The organism is Nocardia pseudobrasiliensis NBRC 108224, assembly GCF_001613105.1.
GTDB classification, from domain to species: Bacteria; Actinomycetota; Actinomycetes; order Mycobacteriales; family Mycobacteriaceae; genus Nocardia; species Nocardia pseudobrasiliensis.
In genome coordinates, this window is sequence record NZ_BDBS01000030.1 from 34612 (window position 1) to 48340 (window position 13729).

13 protein-coding genes, 1 pseudogene and 1 riboswitch are annotated in these 13729 nt (G+C 67.8%); of the genes and pseudogenes, 7 read left to right on the top strand and 7 right to left on the bottom strand.

Annotated elements, in window-relative coordinates:
- Window positions 1–36 precede the first annotated feature (36 nt).
- Complete coding sequence (locus NP4_RS22855) at window positions 37–903, bottom strand: alpha/beta fold hydrolase (protein ID WP_245997414.1); 867 nt, start codon at window positions 901–903, stop codon at window positions 37–39.
- 75 nt (window positions 904–978) lie between these two features.
- Between NP4_RS22855 and NP4_RS22860 the strand changes: the two genes are divergently transcribed.
- On the top strand, window positions 979–1344 hold the full coding sequence (locus tag NP4_RS22860; RefSeq protein WP_068001344.1) for a winged helix-turn-helix transcriptional regulator: 366 nt from the start codon (window positions 979–981) through the stop codon (window positions 1342–1344).
- Window positions 1345–1378: 34 nt separating this feature from the next.
- Here the strand turns inward: NP4_RS22860 and NP4_RS22865 are convergent, their stop codons facing one another.
- Window positions 1379–2092: a DUF8817 family protein gene (locus NP4_RS22865; RefSeq protein WP_068001348.1), complete on the bottom strand. Its 714-nt coding sequence runs from the start codon at window positions 2090–2092 to the stop codon at window positions 1379–1381.
- Window positions 2093–2198: 106 nt separating this feature from the next.
- On the opposite strand from NP4_RS22865, the gene NP4_RS22870 reads away from it, so the two are divergent.
- Both NP4_RS22870 and NP4_RS22875 read left to right on the top strand, forming a co-directional pair.
- Window positions 2199–2768 carry a PadR family transcriptional regulator gene (locus tag NP4_RS22870; protein ID WP_068001352.1) on the top strand — a complete coding sequence of 190 codons (570 nt, stop codon included), beginning with the start codon at window positions 2199–2201 and terminating at the stop codon, window positions 2766–2768.
- A gap of 9 nt (window positions 2769–2777) precedes the next feature.
- Window positions 2778–3158: a PPOX class F420-dependent oxidoreductase gene (locus NP4_RS22875; protein ID WP_068001355.1), complete on the top strand. Its 381-nt coding sequence runs from the start codon at window positions 2778–2780 to the stop codon at window positions 3156–3158.
- A gap of 15 nt (window positions 3159–3173) precedes the next feature.
- Here the strand turns inward: NP4_RS22875 and NP4_RS42720 are convergent, their stop codons facing one another.
- The 5 genes and pseudogenes from NP4_RS42720 to cobN all read right to left on the bottom strand — a co-directional run bounded on the left by NP4_RS42720 (window position 3174) and on the right by cobN (window position 10952).
- The gene (locus tag NP4_RS42720) at window positions 3174–3992 is read right to left on the bottom strand and encodes an MSCRAMM family protein (protein ID WP_245997622.1); all 819 of its coding nucleotides are present in this window, start codon (window positions 3990–3992) and stop codon (window positions 3174–3176) included.
- A gap of 126 nt (window positions 3993–4118) precedes the next feature.
- Window positions 4119–5822, bottom strand: a pseudogene (locus NP4_RS42725) (MFS transporter); the annotation flags it as partial.
- The gene (locus NP4_RS22885) at window positions 5788–6279 is read right to left on the bottom strand and encodes a MarR family winged helix-turn-helix transcriptional regulator (protein ID WP_068001358.1); all 492 of its coding nucleotides are present in this window, start codon (window positions 6277–6279) and stop codon (window positions 5788–5790) included. The pseudogene NP4_RS42725 and the gene NP4_RS22885, both read right to left, overlap by 35 nt.
- A gap of 245 nt (window positions 6280–6524) precedes the next feature.
- Entirely contained in the window at window positions 6525–7055 is a 531-nt protein-coding gene (locus NP4_RS22890; RefSeq protein ID WP_068001360.1) for a DUF8020 domain-containing protein, read from the bottom strand.
- Between the two features lie 216 nt (window positions 7056–7271).
- Window positions 7272–10952: a cobaltochelatase subunit CobN gene (gene cobN / locus NP4_RS22895; RefSeq protein WP_068001364.1), complete on the bottom strand. Its 3681-nt coding sequence runs from the start codon at window positions 10950–10952 to the stop codon at window positions 7272–7274.
- Window positions 10953–10997: 45 nt separating this feature from the next.
- Window positions 10998–11070: riboswitch (adenosylcobalamin-variant (AdoCbl-variant) riboswitch) on the bottom strand.
- 269 nt (window positions 11071–11339) lie between these two features.
- Between cobN and NP4_RS22900 the strand changes: the two genes are divergently transcribed.
- From NP4_RS22900 to NP4_RS22915, 4 genes are all read left to right on the top strand, one after another.
- Window positions 11340–11606, top strand: coding sequence for a hypothetical protein (locus NP4_RS22900; RefSeq protein ID WP_068001368.1), 267 nt, complete (start codon window positions 11340–11342; stop codon window positions 11604–11606).
- A 40-nt stretch (window positions 11607–11646) separates the two neighbouring features.
- On the top strand, window positions 11647–11928 hold the full coding sequence (locus NP4_RS22905; protein WP_147287898.1) for a hypothetical protein: 282 nt from the start codon (window positions 11647–11649) through the stop codon (window positions 11926–11928).
- A gap of 31 nt (window positions 11929–11959) precedes the next feature.
- A complete protein-coding gene (cobG, locus tag NP4_RS22910; protein ID WP_068001372.1) occupies window positions 11960–13147 on the top strand; it encodes a precorrin-3B synthase in 1188 nt (395 codons plus the stop codon).
- Window positions 13148–13321: 174 nt separating this feature from the next.
- Window positions 13322–13726: a GNAT family N-acetyltransferase gene (locus NP4_RS22915; protein ID WP_068001375.1), complete on the top strand. Its 405-nt coding sequence runs from the start codon at window positions 13322–13324 to the stop codon at window positions 13724–13726.
- Window positions 13727–13729 lie beyond the last annotated feature (3 nt).

Here is a 13729-nt window from a genome sequence, read left to right on the forward strand (position 1 = left end):
CCCGGTGGAGCTGCCCGGAACGTTGACGGCACGGGATCACCGGGGTGTCAGGAAGTCGGTGAGCAGTGGCAGCAGCGCCGGAAGCCCGTCGATGGGAACGATGTGGCCGCAGTCGGGGATCACGACCTCCGTCAGATCGTCGGTGCGGGAACGCAACTGGCGGGCGAGGGCATCGCCGACCGGATGCGCTCCGACGGCCAGCGTCGGCATTCGCAATCGGGTTGCGGTCGTGGCGTTCTCGATCTGGCGGGCGCTCTCGGGCAGTGCGCGGTAGTGGGCGAAGGCGGCGCGCAGCGCGTCGCGGCCGGTGTAGGCGGCGACGAACGCGGCGCGCAGTTGCGCGGGGACACCGCGGCCACGCGTGCCCGCGGTCAGAAACCAATCGATATAGGAGTCCTCATGCCCGATGAGCACCGATTCGGCCAGGCCCGGGACGGCGTGGAAGCCGAACCACCAGGGCGGTCCGTCGCGCAGGAAATCCTCGGCTCCGGGTAACCGGCCCAAAATCGCCTCCATCAGCACCAGGCGGCGAACTCGATCCGGGTGCTGCCTCGCGGTCAGGAACGCCGGAGCAGCACCCAAATCGAACCCCACTACATCCGCGCGGGTCTCGCCCAGGGCATCCAGCACGGCAATCGCGTCCGCGGCCAAATTTCCGGCGTCGTAACCGCTTTCCGGACGGGTGGTCGCACCCAGTCCGCGCAGGTCGGGCGCGATCACCCGATGCGTGCTCGCGAGTCTGTCCAGCACGCCCCGCCACACCTGCCAGGTGTGTGGAAACCCGTGCAGGAGCAGGATCGCGGAACCCGCCCCGGCGACGGCGACATTCATGTCGATCCCGTTCGCCGTGACCCTGTGCAGTGCGATACCGGTGCTCATCTCCACCTCGAAACTGGTAACCATCGGTGACCACATCACGGTAGGTAACCTGGTTGGATCGGCCAAGACGGCACTTTCGACTCAGGTGGTGAGCTCCAGGTGACTACCCAGCGCGGCGATCTGTTCGATCCCGCCTGTCCGACCAGGCAACTGCTGGACAGGATCGGCTCCAAATGGGTCTCGATGGTGGTGAAAATCCTCGCGGCGGCCAATCCGTCCGAGGTGCGCTTCGCCGAACTGCGCCGCCGCATCCCGGGCATCTCCCAGAAGATGCTGTCGGTCACCCTCGGGCAACTGGTGCGCGACGGCCTCGTCGCCCGCCGCGTCGAACCCACCGTCCCACCCCAGGTCCACTATCGCCTCACCGAACTCGGTATGTCCCTGGAGGTTCCGCTCGCCGCGCTACGACAATGGGCCGAGCAGCACATGTCGGCCATCGACGACCGATCCCCGGCCGACCGGTGATCTCCGGACCGTCCGCGCCCGACCTCCGTCACGATCACTCCCGCAACCACGTCTCGAGGTCATCGACCTCGCGCAGGTCGGCGGCGATTGTGGCGCGGTCCTCGGCAGTCAGGTCGAGAGTGGAGATTTCGCGACGGAGTTCGGACGCTCGGGTGAGATCGGCTGTGGCGATGGCGATTTCGGCGAGAATGGCCAGGGCTCGGGCTCGGTTCGAAGTGGAGGATTGCGTGCCGTGGCGGCGGAGGCCCGTTTCCAGAACTCGGGCCGCGGCTCGGTCGTCGTTCTTGAAATCTCGCAGGTTGCGGGCGTTGTCGATGGCTCGGGACAGGCCCGTCAGGGATTTCGCGCCGCCGTGTTCGAAGTCGGGTTCGCCGCGGCGGATGTAGATGATCGAGTTGCCGACCGGGTCGACGACGGTGAAGCGGGTCTGTCCGGGGCGGAATCTGGTGATACGCGGGATACCTCGCGAGGGGACCTTCCCGTAGCGCGCTCGCAGTGCGGCGGAGAATTCGGCGTGTAGATCCTCCACCTCGTCGACTATTACCAGGCAGCCGACATAGGCCACGGCCCCGGGATCGATCGGGCGTGGCGACGGGCCGAAATGCACATCGCATCCGTCGCGGGTGACAGCGCCGTAATGGTAGGGACGGGTCTGTTCGGCGGTCACGATGTAGCCGAGGGCCCGATAGAAATCCAGCGTTTGCGGGAGATCCCCGCTCCAGAGGATTGGAACCGAGGTGGCGACCAATTCGCCCTCCTGTCGAGCTAGCCAAATTTGTCTACCCGAGGTTAGGGCCGCAAGCGGTGGAAGTCAAATTTGATTAGTATGCGTATTCGATCGAGAGGAGTGGCATATGTCGGCAGTCCGACTGCTGGTACTGGGCGTGATCCGCCTGCGTCAACCCACCTACGGCTACGCGGTCCGGCAGGAACTGCTGTCGTGGCGCGCCGAGGAATGGACCAATGTGAAGCCCGGCTCGATCCACCACGCGCTCAAACAGCTCACTCGTGAGGGCCGACTGCGCGCACTCGGCACCGAGGCCAGCGATCTGGGACCCGGCCGCACCTTGTTCGAGCTGACCCCGCACGGGGAGCAGGAATTCTTCCGCCTGCTCGAAAACGCCCTCGGCAGTGTGGATATGGAGGAGCTCGGCGCGGGCATCGCCTTGATGGACGCGCTGCCACGGGCCCGGGTGATCGAATTGCTGACCGCTCAACGTCGCCGCACAGCGGAGATCCGCGACGGTCTGCTGGCGATGATGCCCGAATTCCCGGGCCGCTACGAGGCCCCGCACTCCCCCGATCTGCTCGAGCTGTGGAGCGGTGTATTCGCCGGATTCACCGATTGGACGGGACGGCTTGTCGAGCGGCTCGAGGCGGGCGAATACCGCATGGCCGACGACGATCCGGCGACCTCGGGTTAGGCTGCCCGGGTGGACAACCCCTTCGGTGGCGTCGGCACCGCGAACTACGTATTGCTCGCCACGTTTCGCAAGAACGGCAGCCCGGTGGCGACCCCGGTGTGGGCGGTGCTCGACGGCGACAAACTCTACATCTGGACCGTGACCGACAGCGGGAAGGTCAAGCGGCTGCGCAACAACCAGGCCGTCACTCTGCAACCGTGCTCGGTCACCGGCAAACCGCGGGGCCAGGTCGTGCGCGGCACCGCGCGCCTGCTCGACGACGCGGGCAGTCAGCGAGTGCGCCGGCTGGTCAAGCGCAAGTACGTGATCCAGGGCTGGCTCACCGTGACCGGTAGCCTCGTACGTCGCGGCAAGAACGGAACGATAGGCATCGAGGTCACCGCCGATTGAATCGGCCGCGTCGCGCTACCGGGGATGACCGAGTTGTAGGTCGAGAATCGGATTCCCCGCGCCATTGACCGTAATGCGCGCCGAGACCGGCGGATATCCGCTCACCTGAAGCAGATACGCGCCGGGCGGCACGTCGTCGAGTACATAGCTCCCGTCCTCGGCGGTCGCCGTCGCCGTAATCGCACTGCCCGCATCGGTCAGCAGCGTGACCCGCGCGTCGGGAATGGGCCGATCGGTGCGATCGTGGCGCACGGTTCCCACGATCCTGGCGGATGCCGTCAACACCAGATCACAGCGCGGCTCCGCGGCGCCGCCGAATTCCGCCGGTACGGCCGCCGGAAGATATCCCCGAGCGCTGGCCGCGATCGTGAACAGCCCCGAAAACAGCCCCGGCAGTACATATTCCCCGTCGACTCCCGTCACCGCCGCGGCGACGACCTCCCCGCGCGCATCGGTCACCACGACGGTGGCGTCCGCGACCGGCCCGCCATTGCGATCGAGGACATACCCCAGCGTGCCCCCCGCACTGGTCAGCACGAAATCATGCGTCACCGCCGAATCCCCCACGCGCACACCGGCAGCATCGGGCCGGTACCCGTCAGCGGCCACAACCACCACATACCGCCCCGCCTTCGGAACGCTCAACTCATACGCTCCGTCGGCCCGCGACCGCGCCCGCCCCCGCTGATGCCCCGCATGATCAATGAGCGTCAACGGCGCCCGTGCCACCGGCTGCCCCGCCGGTGCCCGCACCCACCCCCGAACAGCCACAAACGATTCCGCACCCTCACCCGCCTCCGACACACCCGCCGCACCACCCGACACTCCCTGCATCGCAGCCCTCTGCCCGATCAGACCCGACTCCCCGTCCGGCACAGGAGCCTCCGAGACCGCCAACGCCGGATCCCCCGGAACGGACGCCGCCGAACCCGCGGTCGCCGCTTCCGATGACAGTACCCGGCCGCGAATCAGTGATGCGATCGCCGCGATCAGGGATAGCGCGATGGCCATCGAGAACACCACGACCAAACCGTCGTGGAACGGCTGGGAGACCAGGTCCGGGAAGAATTGTCGGCCGGTCAATCTCGCGGCATTGTCCGGTGGCAGGTCCGCCAGAATGCCGGGGCCGAGAAGATGTTCGATCGGGTTGTAGCCGAGGAAGGCGGCGAACAGCACACCCACCGGCGGCAGGGCCGAGACCGGCTGCGCGGCTGCGGCGGGCACGCCCTGGGCGGTCAGCCCGTCGAACAGGGTGTGCGGCATCGAGCCCGCGAGCCCGGCGATCATGAGCGAGAAGAACACGCCCATCGACAACACCATCCCCGCGTTCTGGAAGGTGGCCCGCATCCCCGAGGCCGCACCGCGATCACCCGCGGGCACACTCGACATGATGATCGAGGTATTGGGCGCGGCGAACAGTCCGCCGCCCAGGCCGTTGACGAAGATCAGCAACGCGAACACCGAATAGTCGAAATCGGTCGGCAGCACCAGCAGTCCCGCGAACGAGGCGGCCATCACCACGAACCCACCGGCGGCGAACAGCCGCGCGCCGAAACGATCCGACAGATATCCGGCGATGGGCCCGGCCGCGAGGAACCCGATCGTCAACGGCAGCAGATAGATTCCCGCCCACAGCGGCGTATCGGCGTAATCGAACCCGTGCAGCGGCAGCCAGATTCCCTGCAACCAGATGATCAGCATGAACTGCAACCCACCCCGCGCGATCGCACCCAGCAGCGTGGCCACATTGCCACCCGCGAAGACCGCATCGCGGAACAGTCGCAGCGGGAACATCGGTTCGGCGACTTCGACTTCCACCACGCAGAACACAGCCAAAAGCGCCACCCCGCCGATCAACCCGGCCAGCACCCACGGATTGGTCCACCCCATCACATGCCCGCCGTAGGGTTGGATGCCGTAGGTGATGGCGGCCAGCAACGCGGTCAACCCCAGAGCGAAGGTGATATTTCCCCACCAATCCATTCGCCCGGGAGCGCGCACCCCGGTCTCGTGCAGCGATCGATAGGCCCAAATCGTGCCGAGGATGCCGATCGGCACATTCACCCAGAACACCGATCGCCAATCCCATTCCACCAGCGCCCCGCCCAGAATCAGGCCGATGAACGACCCCGCGATCCCGGAAACCATATTGACGCCCAACGCCATTCCGCGCTGCTGCTGTGGAAAGGCATCGGTGAGAATCGCCGCCGAATTGGCCATCAGCATCGATCCACCGACGGCCTGGGCGACCCGCCAGCCGATCAGCCACAGCGCCCCGGCCCCGCCGTGCAGCGGATCCAGCGACAGGATCACCGAGGTGATGGTGAAGATGAGGAATCCGGCGTTGTAGATGCGCACCCGCCCCCACATATCGCCGAGTCTGCCCAGCGCGACCACCAGCACGGCCGTCACGAGCATGTAGCCCATCAGCACCCAGAGCAGATAACTGACATTGCCGGGTTGCAGCGGATCGAGCCGAATCCCGTTGAAGATTCCCGGTAGTGAGATGAGCACGATCGACGCGTTGATGGTCGCGACGAGCACGCCGAGTGTGGTGTTGGTCAGGGCCACCCACTTGTAGTGGGGGTGGTCGGCGCCGATCCAGGTTTTGCGCCCTTGCGAGCGGGGGCTACCGGCCTGCCGTGTCACTTCCTCGATAGCCATCAGGCACTTCCTCGAAATGTGGAATCATCTTGCGCACGATCGGCGTGGCTACGCGCAGCGCCGAACCGAGCGCCTCGCGTTCCGCGGCGGGCAGATTCGCCACCAGTCCGGTCAGCCAGATATCGCGGGAGCGCCGATGTTCGGCCAGCAGCCGCTGTCCGGTATCGGTGACCGCGATCAGACAGGCCCGACCGTCCTCGGGATCGCGCACCCGCTCGACCAATCCGCGCTGTTGCAATCGCTGGATCAGCTGCGTCATCGATGGCTGCGCAACGCCTTCGGCGGCCGCCAACGCGGTCAGCCGTGCCGGACCTTCTCGTTCCAAGCGCCCCAGAGTGGTCAGCGTCGTGAGACTGACGCCTTGGCGCTGTGGCAGATGGCGCACCAGCGTCGCGGCCACCTCGACCAGTGCCGCCGCGACTTCGCCGAGGTCCTCCCCAGGCGCCGTCCCGCTCATATTGTCGGTTGTATCACACACCTATATAGGGTGCCTATACATTGGACCGATCCGCGGGTTGGAGCCGAATATCGCTCAGCCGAGCGACTTTCGAGCGAAACCATGGTCTCTCGCGGACCGGCTGCGCGTCACGGCCGAGGGGTGCCGTCGCGCAGCCGGATCCGGCAAGTAGGTGGATCGCCGACCGGTCCGGTCGGCGATCCCGTTCCCGCGACCTGTGGGGCAGGGTCGCGGGGTCTAAGGCGTCACGGCTGGTTGGCTCCGGCGATACCGCCGATGATGCCGCCGATGACGCAGCCCGGAACGGCGCCGATGATCGCGAAGATGAGCCCGATCAGGAAGCCGATCGCGCAGCCGATCAGCACGCCCGCGACCGTGGTGCCCGCATCGCCGATGAATTGCGGCGCGCCGGGTTCGGGTGCGGCCGCGCCGATCGGGTTCAGCGTCAATGTGGTTGCCGCGGCGTCGATCTCGGGAGCCACCCGGACCTGCTGACCGGAGACCGTCTGCACAGTGGTCGGCACGGTCGTGATCAGCGAACCATCGGGCGCTTGCACGGAGATGCCCGCCGGTGTCATCACGAACTTGCCGGCCGCGAGGGTGACGGTTGCGCTGGAACGATCGGGCGCCACCGCGGCCGTGTATTCCACGCCGTGGTCGACACTGCTCACCACGGGCACCGTGGCGACGCTCGCCTCGCCGTGGGCGGTCGCGGCGGCAATTCCCAGCGCGGCCGTCGAGAGTACCGCCGCGGCGGCAACTTTCGCGATTCTCATACCTGTCACCTGCAATCGAGAAGCCGGCTCACCCCGCCACATCGCCACGCGACCCGGCCGCCAGGCGAACCGGGAAACGGAACCAACTGTCCAGTCCCCGAAGGGGTTTCCACATCCCGGGCGGTATTTCGAACCTGCCGCCCGGATGTTTCCCATGCTCCTCGCGTTCCCCGACGCGCCAAAGACGGTGCTTCGAGGGGCAGGCGAGCGGAACGACTACTCCAATTCGCCTTCGGTTTCCAGATAGACCTGACGCAATTGCCGCAGCGTCTGCGCCTCCGGATGCTCCCACAGCCCGCGCTCGGCGGCTTCGAGGAGCCGTTCGGCGATTCCGTGCAAGGCCCACGGATTCGACTGCTCCATGAACTTGCGATTCACCTCGTCGAATACGTAGCTCTCGGAGAGCTTTTCATACATCCAGTCGGCGACCACATTGGTGGTGGCGTCGTAGCCGAACAGATAGTCGACGGTGGCCGCCATTTCGAAGGCACCCTTGTAACCGTGCCGACGCATCGCCTCGAGCCAGCGCGGATTGACCACGCGGGCGCGGAACACGCGGGTGGTCTCCTCCGACAGGGTTCGGGTGCGCACGGCATCGGGACGGGTGCTGTCGCCGATATAGGCCTCGGGGTTCTTCCCGGTCAGCGCGCGCACCGCGGCGACCATACCGCCGTGGTACTGGAAGTAGTCGTCGGAGTCGGCGATATCGTGCTCGCGGGTGTCGGTGTTCTTGGCGGCCACCGCGATTCGACGATAGGCGCTGCGCATATCGTCGGCGGCTGGAGCGCCGTCGAGGTCGCGGCCGTAGGCGAAACCGCCCCACGCGGTGTACACCTGGGCCAGATCGTCGTCGGTACGCCAGCTCTTGGAGTCGATCAGCTGTAGCAGGCCCGCGCCGTAGGTGCCCGGCTTGGAGCCGAAGATGCGGGTGGTGGCCCGGCGCGCGTCACCGTGCTGCGCCAGGTCCGCCTGTGCGTGGGCGCGAACGTAATTCGACTCGGCGGGCTCGTCGAGGTCGGCGACCAGCCGCACCGCATCGTCGAGCAGCGTCACCACATGGGGGAACGCGTCGCGGAAGAAGCCGGAGATGCGGACGGTCACATCGACACGCGGACGGGCCAATTCGGCGAGCGGGATCACCTCGAGGGTGGTGACGCGGCGGCTGGCCTCGTCCCATACCGGCCGCACGCCCAGCAGCGCGAACACCTCGGCGATATCGTCACCGGAGGTCCGCATGGCCGAGGTGCCCCAGACCGACAGGCCGACCGAGCGCGGATACTCCCCGTGGTCGGCGAGATAGCGCTGCAGCAGCGAATCCGCCATGGCCTGACCGGTTTCCCACGCCAGTCGCGACGGCACGGCCTTGGGATCCACCGAGTAGAAGTTGCGTCCGGTCGGCAGCACATTGATCAGCCCGCGCAGCGGCGATCCGCTCGGCCCGGCCGGAATGAAACCGCCGTCGAGCGCGTGCAGGATCCGGTCGATCTCGATTCCGGTCTGCCGCAATCGCGGGACCACCTCGGTGGCGGCGAAGCGCAGCACCTGCCGCAGGGTGTCCAACCGCCGCTGCGGGATCACGATCGCGGTCGGGCCGCCGTCCCGACCGTGCTCGGACAGCGAATCATCTTGCGCCCCAGCGGATTCGGTGGTCACCACCAGCCGCGAGAGCACATCGTCCACCGCATCGACCGACCAGTCCGCGGCCTGCAGGGCACCCAACAGCGCCCGCGCCTGCGTTTCGACGGTATCCACCCGATCGCGCGATTCGGTACCGGATTCGTCGAGCCCCAACGCCTCTCGCAGACCGGGCACCGCGATCTCGCCGCCCCACAGCTGCCGGGCGCGCAGCATGGCCAGCACCAGATCCAATTCGCCCTCGCCGACCGGCGCCTGGCCCAGCACATGCAGGCCGTCGCGGATCTGCACATCCTTGATCTCGCACAGCCAGCCGTCGACGTGCAGCAGCATATCGTCGAACGATTCCTCGTCGGGCCGTTCGGCCAGGCCCAGATCGTGGTCCATCTTGGCCGCGCGCATGAGCGTCCAGATCTGCTGGCGGATGGCGGGCAGTTTCGCCGGATCCAGCGCCGAGATATTGGCATGCTCGTCGAGCAGCTGTTCGAGGCGCGAGATATCTCCGTAGGTTTCGGCGCGCGCCATCGGCGGGATGAGGTGGTCGACCAGGGTGGCGTGGGCGCGCCGCTTGGCCTGGGTGCCCTCGCCCGGATCGTTGACCAGGAACGGGTAGATCAGCGGCAGATCACCCAGCGCCGCATCGGTTCCGCACGCCGCGGACATGCCGAGGGTCTTACCGGGCAGCCACTCGAGATTACCGTGCTTGCCCAGATGCACCATGGCGTCGGCGCCGAAACCCTCCGGATCGGAGATCCAGCGGTAGGCGGCCAGATAGTGGTGGCTCGGCGGGAGATCCGGATCGTGGTAGATCGCGACCGGATTCTCACCGAAGCCGCGCGGCGGCTGCACCATCAGCACCACATTGCCGAATCGCAGTGCGGCGATGACGATTTCGCCCTCCGGATCGGCCGAGCGGTCGACATACAGCTCACCCGGGGGCGGGCCCCAGGCCTCGATCACGGCCTCGCGCAACTGATCGGGCAGGGTGTCGAACCACGCCCGGTAGCGGCGGGCGGCGATGCGAATCGGATTGCCCTCCAACTGTTCTGCGGTGAGCCAGTCCGGATCCTGTCCGCCCGCGGCGATGATCGCGTGGATCAGCGCATCGCCGTCACGCTCGGCCAATCCGGGCACCTCACCCGGCGCGCCGAGATCGTAACCGGCCGTTTGCATCTCGGTGAGCAGTCGAATGGCGCTGGCCGGGGTGTCCAGGCCCACGGCATTGCCGATGCGGGCGTGCTTGGTCGGATAGGCCGACCACACCAGCGCCACCCGGCGACGCTCCACCGGAATGTGGCGCAGCCGGGCATGCCGCACCGCGATGCCCGCCACCCGCGCCGCCCGCTCGGCGTCGGGGACATAGGTCGAGAGCCCGTCGGCGTCGAATTCCTTGAAGGAGAAGGGAACCGTGATGATGCGCCCGTCGAATTCGGGCACCGCGACCTGGGTGGCGACATCCAGCGGGGACAGTCCGTCGTCGTTGTCCTCCCACTGGGCGCGGCCGCTGGTCAGGCACAGTGCCTGGAGGATCGGCACATCCAGGTCGGCCAGTTCGCCGATATCCCACGCGGCGTCGTCACCGCCCGCCGCGGCCGTCGCGGGCTTGCTGCCGCCCGCGGCGAGCACCGTCACCACCAGGGCGTCGGCGGTGCGCAGCGTCGCGATCAGCTCCGGCTCGCCGGTGCGCAGCGAGGCGCAGTACAGCGGAAGCGGTCGGGCCCCGGCATTCTCGATGGCCGTGCACAGCGCATCGATATAGGCGGTGTTCCCGGCCAGGTGCTGGGCACGGTAGTACAGCACGGCCACGGTCGGCGCCGCGGCCTCGACGGTGCGGGCGGCGCGCTCCAATTCGCCCCAGCTCGGCAGCTGTACCGGTGGCTCGAAGCCGTGCCCGGTCAGCAGCACGGTATCGGACAGGAAGTTGTGCAGCTGGCGCAGATTGGCCGGGCCGCCCGCGGCCAGATAGTTGTGCGCGTCGGCGGCCACACCGCCGGGCACGGTGGAACATTCCATCAGCTCGGCGTCGGGAGCCATCTCACCGCCGACCGCCACCACCGGAATACCGCTGGCGCGCAAGGTCTCCAGGCCCTCCTCCCAGGCCCGGCGGCCGCCCAGGATGCGCACGACCACCAGATCCGCGCCGTCGAGCAGCGCGGGCAGATCCTCGACCAGCAGCCGAGCCGGGTTGCCGAGCCGGAACTCGGCGCCACTGGCGCGCGCGGACAACAGATCTGTGTCGGAGGTGGACAGCAGCAGGATCACGGTTCGGCCTTCCCTCGGGGTGACGCGCCCAGCACGGATGTCGCGCTCGCCGAGAGGGTCTGACTTTCACAGTGGCGCGACCGCACCGGAATTGCACCGGTTTCCTCTTTGTGACGAGCCCCCGGATGCTACATCGCCCCGGGTGGGCTTCGACCGTCGGCCGCGCCCGTATCGACACAGTGCCCGTGAACGCACCCGCTGCGCAACGCCTTGCGCCACATCCGCACCCTTTATGACATCAACGCTGGTCACAGCGGTAAGAAAAATACGAATCACTGACGTTTTCTGATATCGGACCGACCGGTCGGGGCGTACGCTGTGCGTATGCCGAACTCACCTGGGTGGGCCAGGCGGAACCGATTCGCCGCCTGGTCGGGAATTGTTTGCATGATGGTTGCCGTGGCATTGCTGGCCATGGCACTCGCGGCTGCTGCGGGACATCGCAGCGGATTGGCCATCGGCGCCGCCGGAGTGTGTGCGGTGGTGGCGATCACGGGGCTGCTGGTATTCGAATCGACTGTGCGCCGCGACCGGGTCGACCGCCACGAGACACCGCATCTGTTGTCCGACAGCTACGTTCCCGAACCGCCGTGGAAGGGGCACGAGCCCGGACGTGAGGGATTCGAGGAGCAGCCCGGGCGGGGTTGGTACTGAGATGGCGGCGACTCCGAGATGGGTTCGTCGCAATCGGTTCGTGGCCTGGGTCAGCTACTTCTGCGTGCTGATCGGATTCGCGACGCTGGCACTGGCGCTCACCGCCGCGGGGACGGGCCATACCCGCTGGGCGGTCGTGGCGGGCGGGATCTGCGCGACCGCATTCGTCCTCGGCTTCACGTCGATCGGTACGACCGTGCACCGTGATCACGTCGACCATCACGCCACGCCCAATCTGCTGGCCGACCCATGGCAGCGCACTCCGCCCTTCGCCGCGCGCCGCGAACCTGCTCGCCGCGAGCATCCACACCGGAACGGCTGATCCGCGCACTGGTCCGTAGGCTGAAGGCGTCATGACTCGCCCCGAACCCGATTCCTGCCCCGGCGTACTGCGCCTGCATCAGGCCGCCGACGGCCCGCTGGCGCGAATTCGCCTGCCGGGCGGGCTGCTCGAACCCGTTCAGGTGCAGGCACTGGCCGAGGCCGCGCGGGATCTGGCCGACGGCGCGATCGAGCTCACCTCGCGCGGCAATGTGCAATTGCGCCGGGTTCGGGATGCGAATGCGCTGGCCGCGCGGCTCGCCGCGGTGGATCTGCTGCCGAGTCCCACCCATGAGCGGGTGCGCAATATCGTCGCCTCGCCGCTGTCGGGCCGGGTCGGCGGCTGGACCGATGTCCAGGCGCTGGTGCCCGCGCTGGACGCGCAGTTACGCGCCGCGCCCCGGCTGGCGGAGCTGCCGGGACGGGTGCTGTTCACCCTCGACGACGGGCGCGGCGATGTGAGCGGCCTCGGCGGTGATCTCGGTGTACACGCCACGGACACCGACGAATTCGCGCTGCTGCTGGGCGGGCGCGACAGCGGTATCCGGCTCGGGCGTGCCCAGATCGTGCCGATACTCGTCGAAGCCGCGCATTATTTCCAGGATCTGCGCGGCGATCACTGGCGGCTGCACGAGATTCCGCACGGCCCCGCCCGAATCACCGCCGCCCTGGGCCTCGCCCCCGTGGCCGAACCGCTGGAACCGCCCACCCCCCAAGCAGTTCCGGTCGGCTGGTTCACTCAGGCCGACGATCGCGTGGCGCTCGGCGCGGGCGTGGCGCTGGGCAGCCTGCCCGCCCGGACCGCCGAATTCCTTGCGGCCGTGGATCGTCCACTGATCGTGACGCCCTGGCGCAGTTTGATCGTCCCCGATCTGGACGAATGGGTGGCCGAACAGGTGGTCCGCGTACTGGCCCCGATGGGCCTGATCTTCGACGCCGACTCCCCCTGGCTACTGGTCAGCGCCTGCGCCGGACAGCCCGGGTGCGCCAAATCCCATACCGACGTTCGCGCCGACGCCGCGGCCGCGGTCACCTCCGGCCGCGCCGCCCACGACACCACCACCCCCGCAGCGAACGTCCCCGCGGACCTCGTAACGACCACGGGCCGCCAACACTGGTCCGGCTGCGACCGTCGCTGCGGCCGCCCTCGCGGCCCCGTCACCGACATAGTCGCCACACCGACCGGCTACCGCGTCACCCCACCCGACGAAACCGCCTGACCGGCCGCAACCGCGCCGACCGCCGATTGCCGCAAGCCCACCACCGTTCCGGCCAGGTCGCCGCGCCTCCCGGAAGCACGTGAGCGAGTGCGACCGGGCGTCACTCCGACAGAACCCGCTTGATGATCGAAAAGGATTGGATCGCGGCGATATACGCCGGGTCTGACGGTCGGCATGGACATTGATTACCGGTGGCGGGCCGAGGTTGTCGAAGCCGAGTTGGCGGCGCTGACTCGGGCGCACGGTGGGGTGGCGGAGGTCGGATGGTGGGATCGGGTGCGGCCGCACAGTCTCGGCTGGGTGACCGGACGGGTGGGCAACGGTGAGTTGGTCGGGTTCGCCGATGTGGCGTGGGATGGCGGTGATCATGCTTTTCTGCTCGATCCCGAGGTGCGTCCGGATCGGCCGCGGCGTGGTGTCGGCACCGAGCTCGTGCGTCGAGCGGCCGACGCCGCCGCGCGGGCGGGGTGTACGTGGCTGCACGTCGACTTCGAGCCGCGGTTGCGGCCGTTCTATTTCGAGGCGTGCGGTTTCCGGTCGACCGATGCGGGACTCATCCCGCTACAGGGTGCACTATGAAAC

Bases quoted from the DNA above. Each gene is read 5' to 3' on its own strand.
- NP4_RS22890 (WP_068001360.1), bottom strand. From the start codon at position 7,055: ATGAGAATCGCGAAAGTTGCCGCCGCGGCGGTACTCTCGACGGCCGCG.
- NP4_RS22915 (WP_068001375.1), top strand. From the start codon at position 13,322: ATGGACATTGATTACCGGTGGCGGGCCGAGGTTGTCGAAGCCGAGTTG.
- NP4_RS22870 (WP_068001352.1), top strand. From the start codon at position 2,199: ATGTCGGCAGTCCGACTGCTGGTACTGGGCGTGATCCGCCTGCGTCAA.
- NP4_RS22900 (WP_068001368.1), top strand. From the start codon at position 11,340: ATGATGGTTGCCGTGGCATTGCTGGCCATGGCACTCGCGGCTGCTGCG.
- cobG (WP_068001372.1), top strand. From the start codon at position 11,960: ATGACTCGCCCCGAACCCGATTCCTGCCCCGGCGTACTGCGCCTGCAT.
- NP4_RS22885 (WP_068001358.1), bottom strand. From the start codon at position 6,279: ATGAGCGGGACGGCGCCTGGGGAGGACCTCGGCGAAGTCGCGGCGGCA.
- NP4_RS22855 (WP_245997414.1), bottom strand. From the start codon at position 903: ATGGTTACCAGTTTCGAGGTGGAGATGAGCACCGGTATCGCACTGCAC.
- NP4_RS42720 (WP_245997622.1), bottom strand. From the start codon at position 3,992: ATGCAGGGAGTGTCGGGTGGTGCGGCGGGTGTGTCGGAGGCGGGTGAG.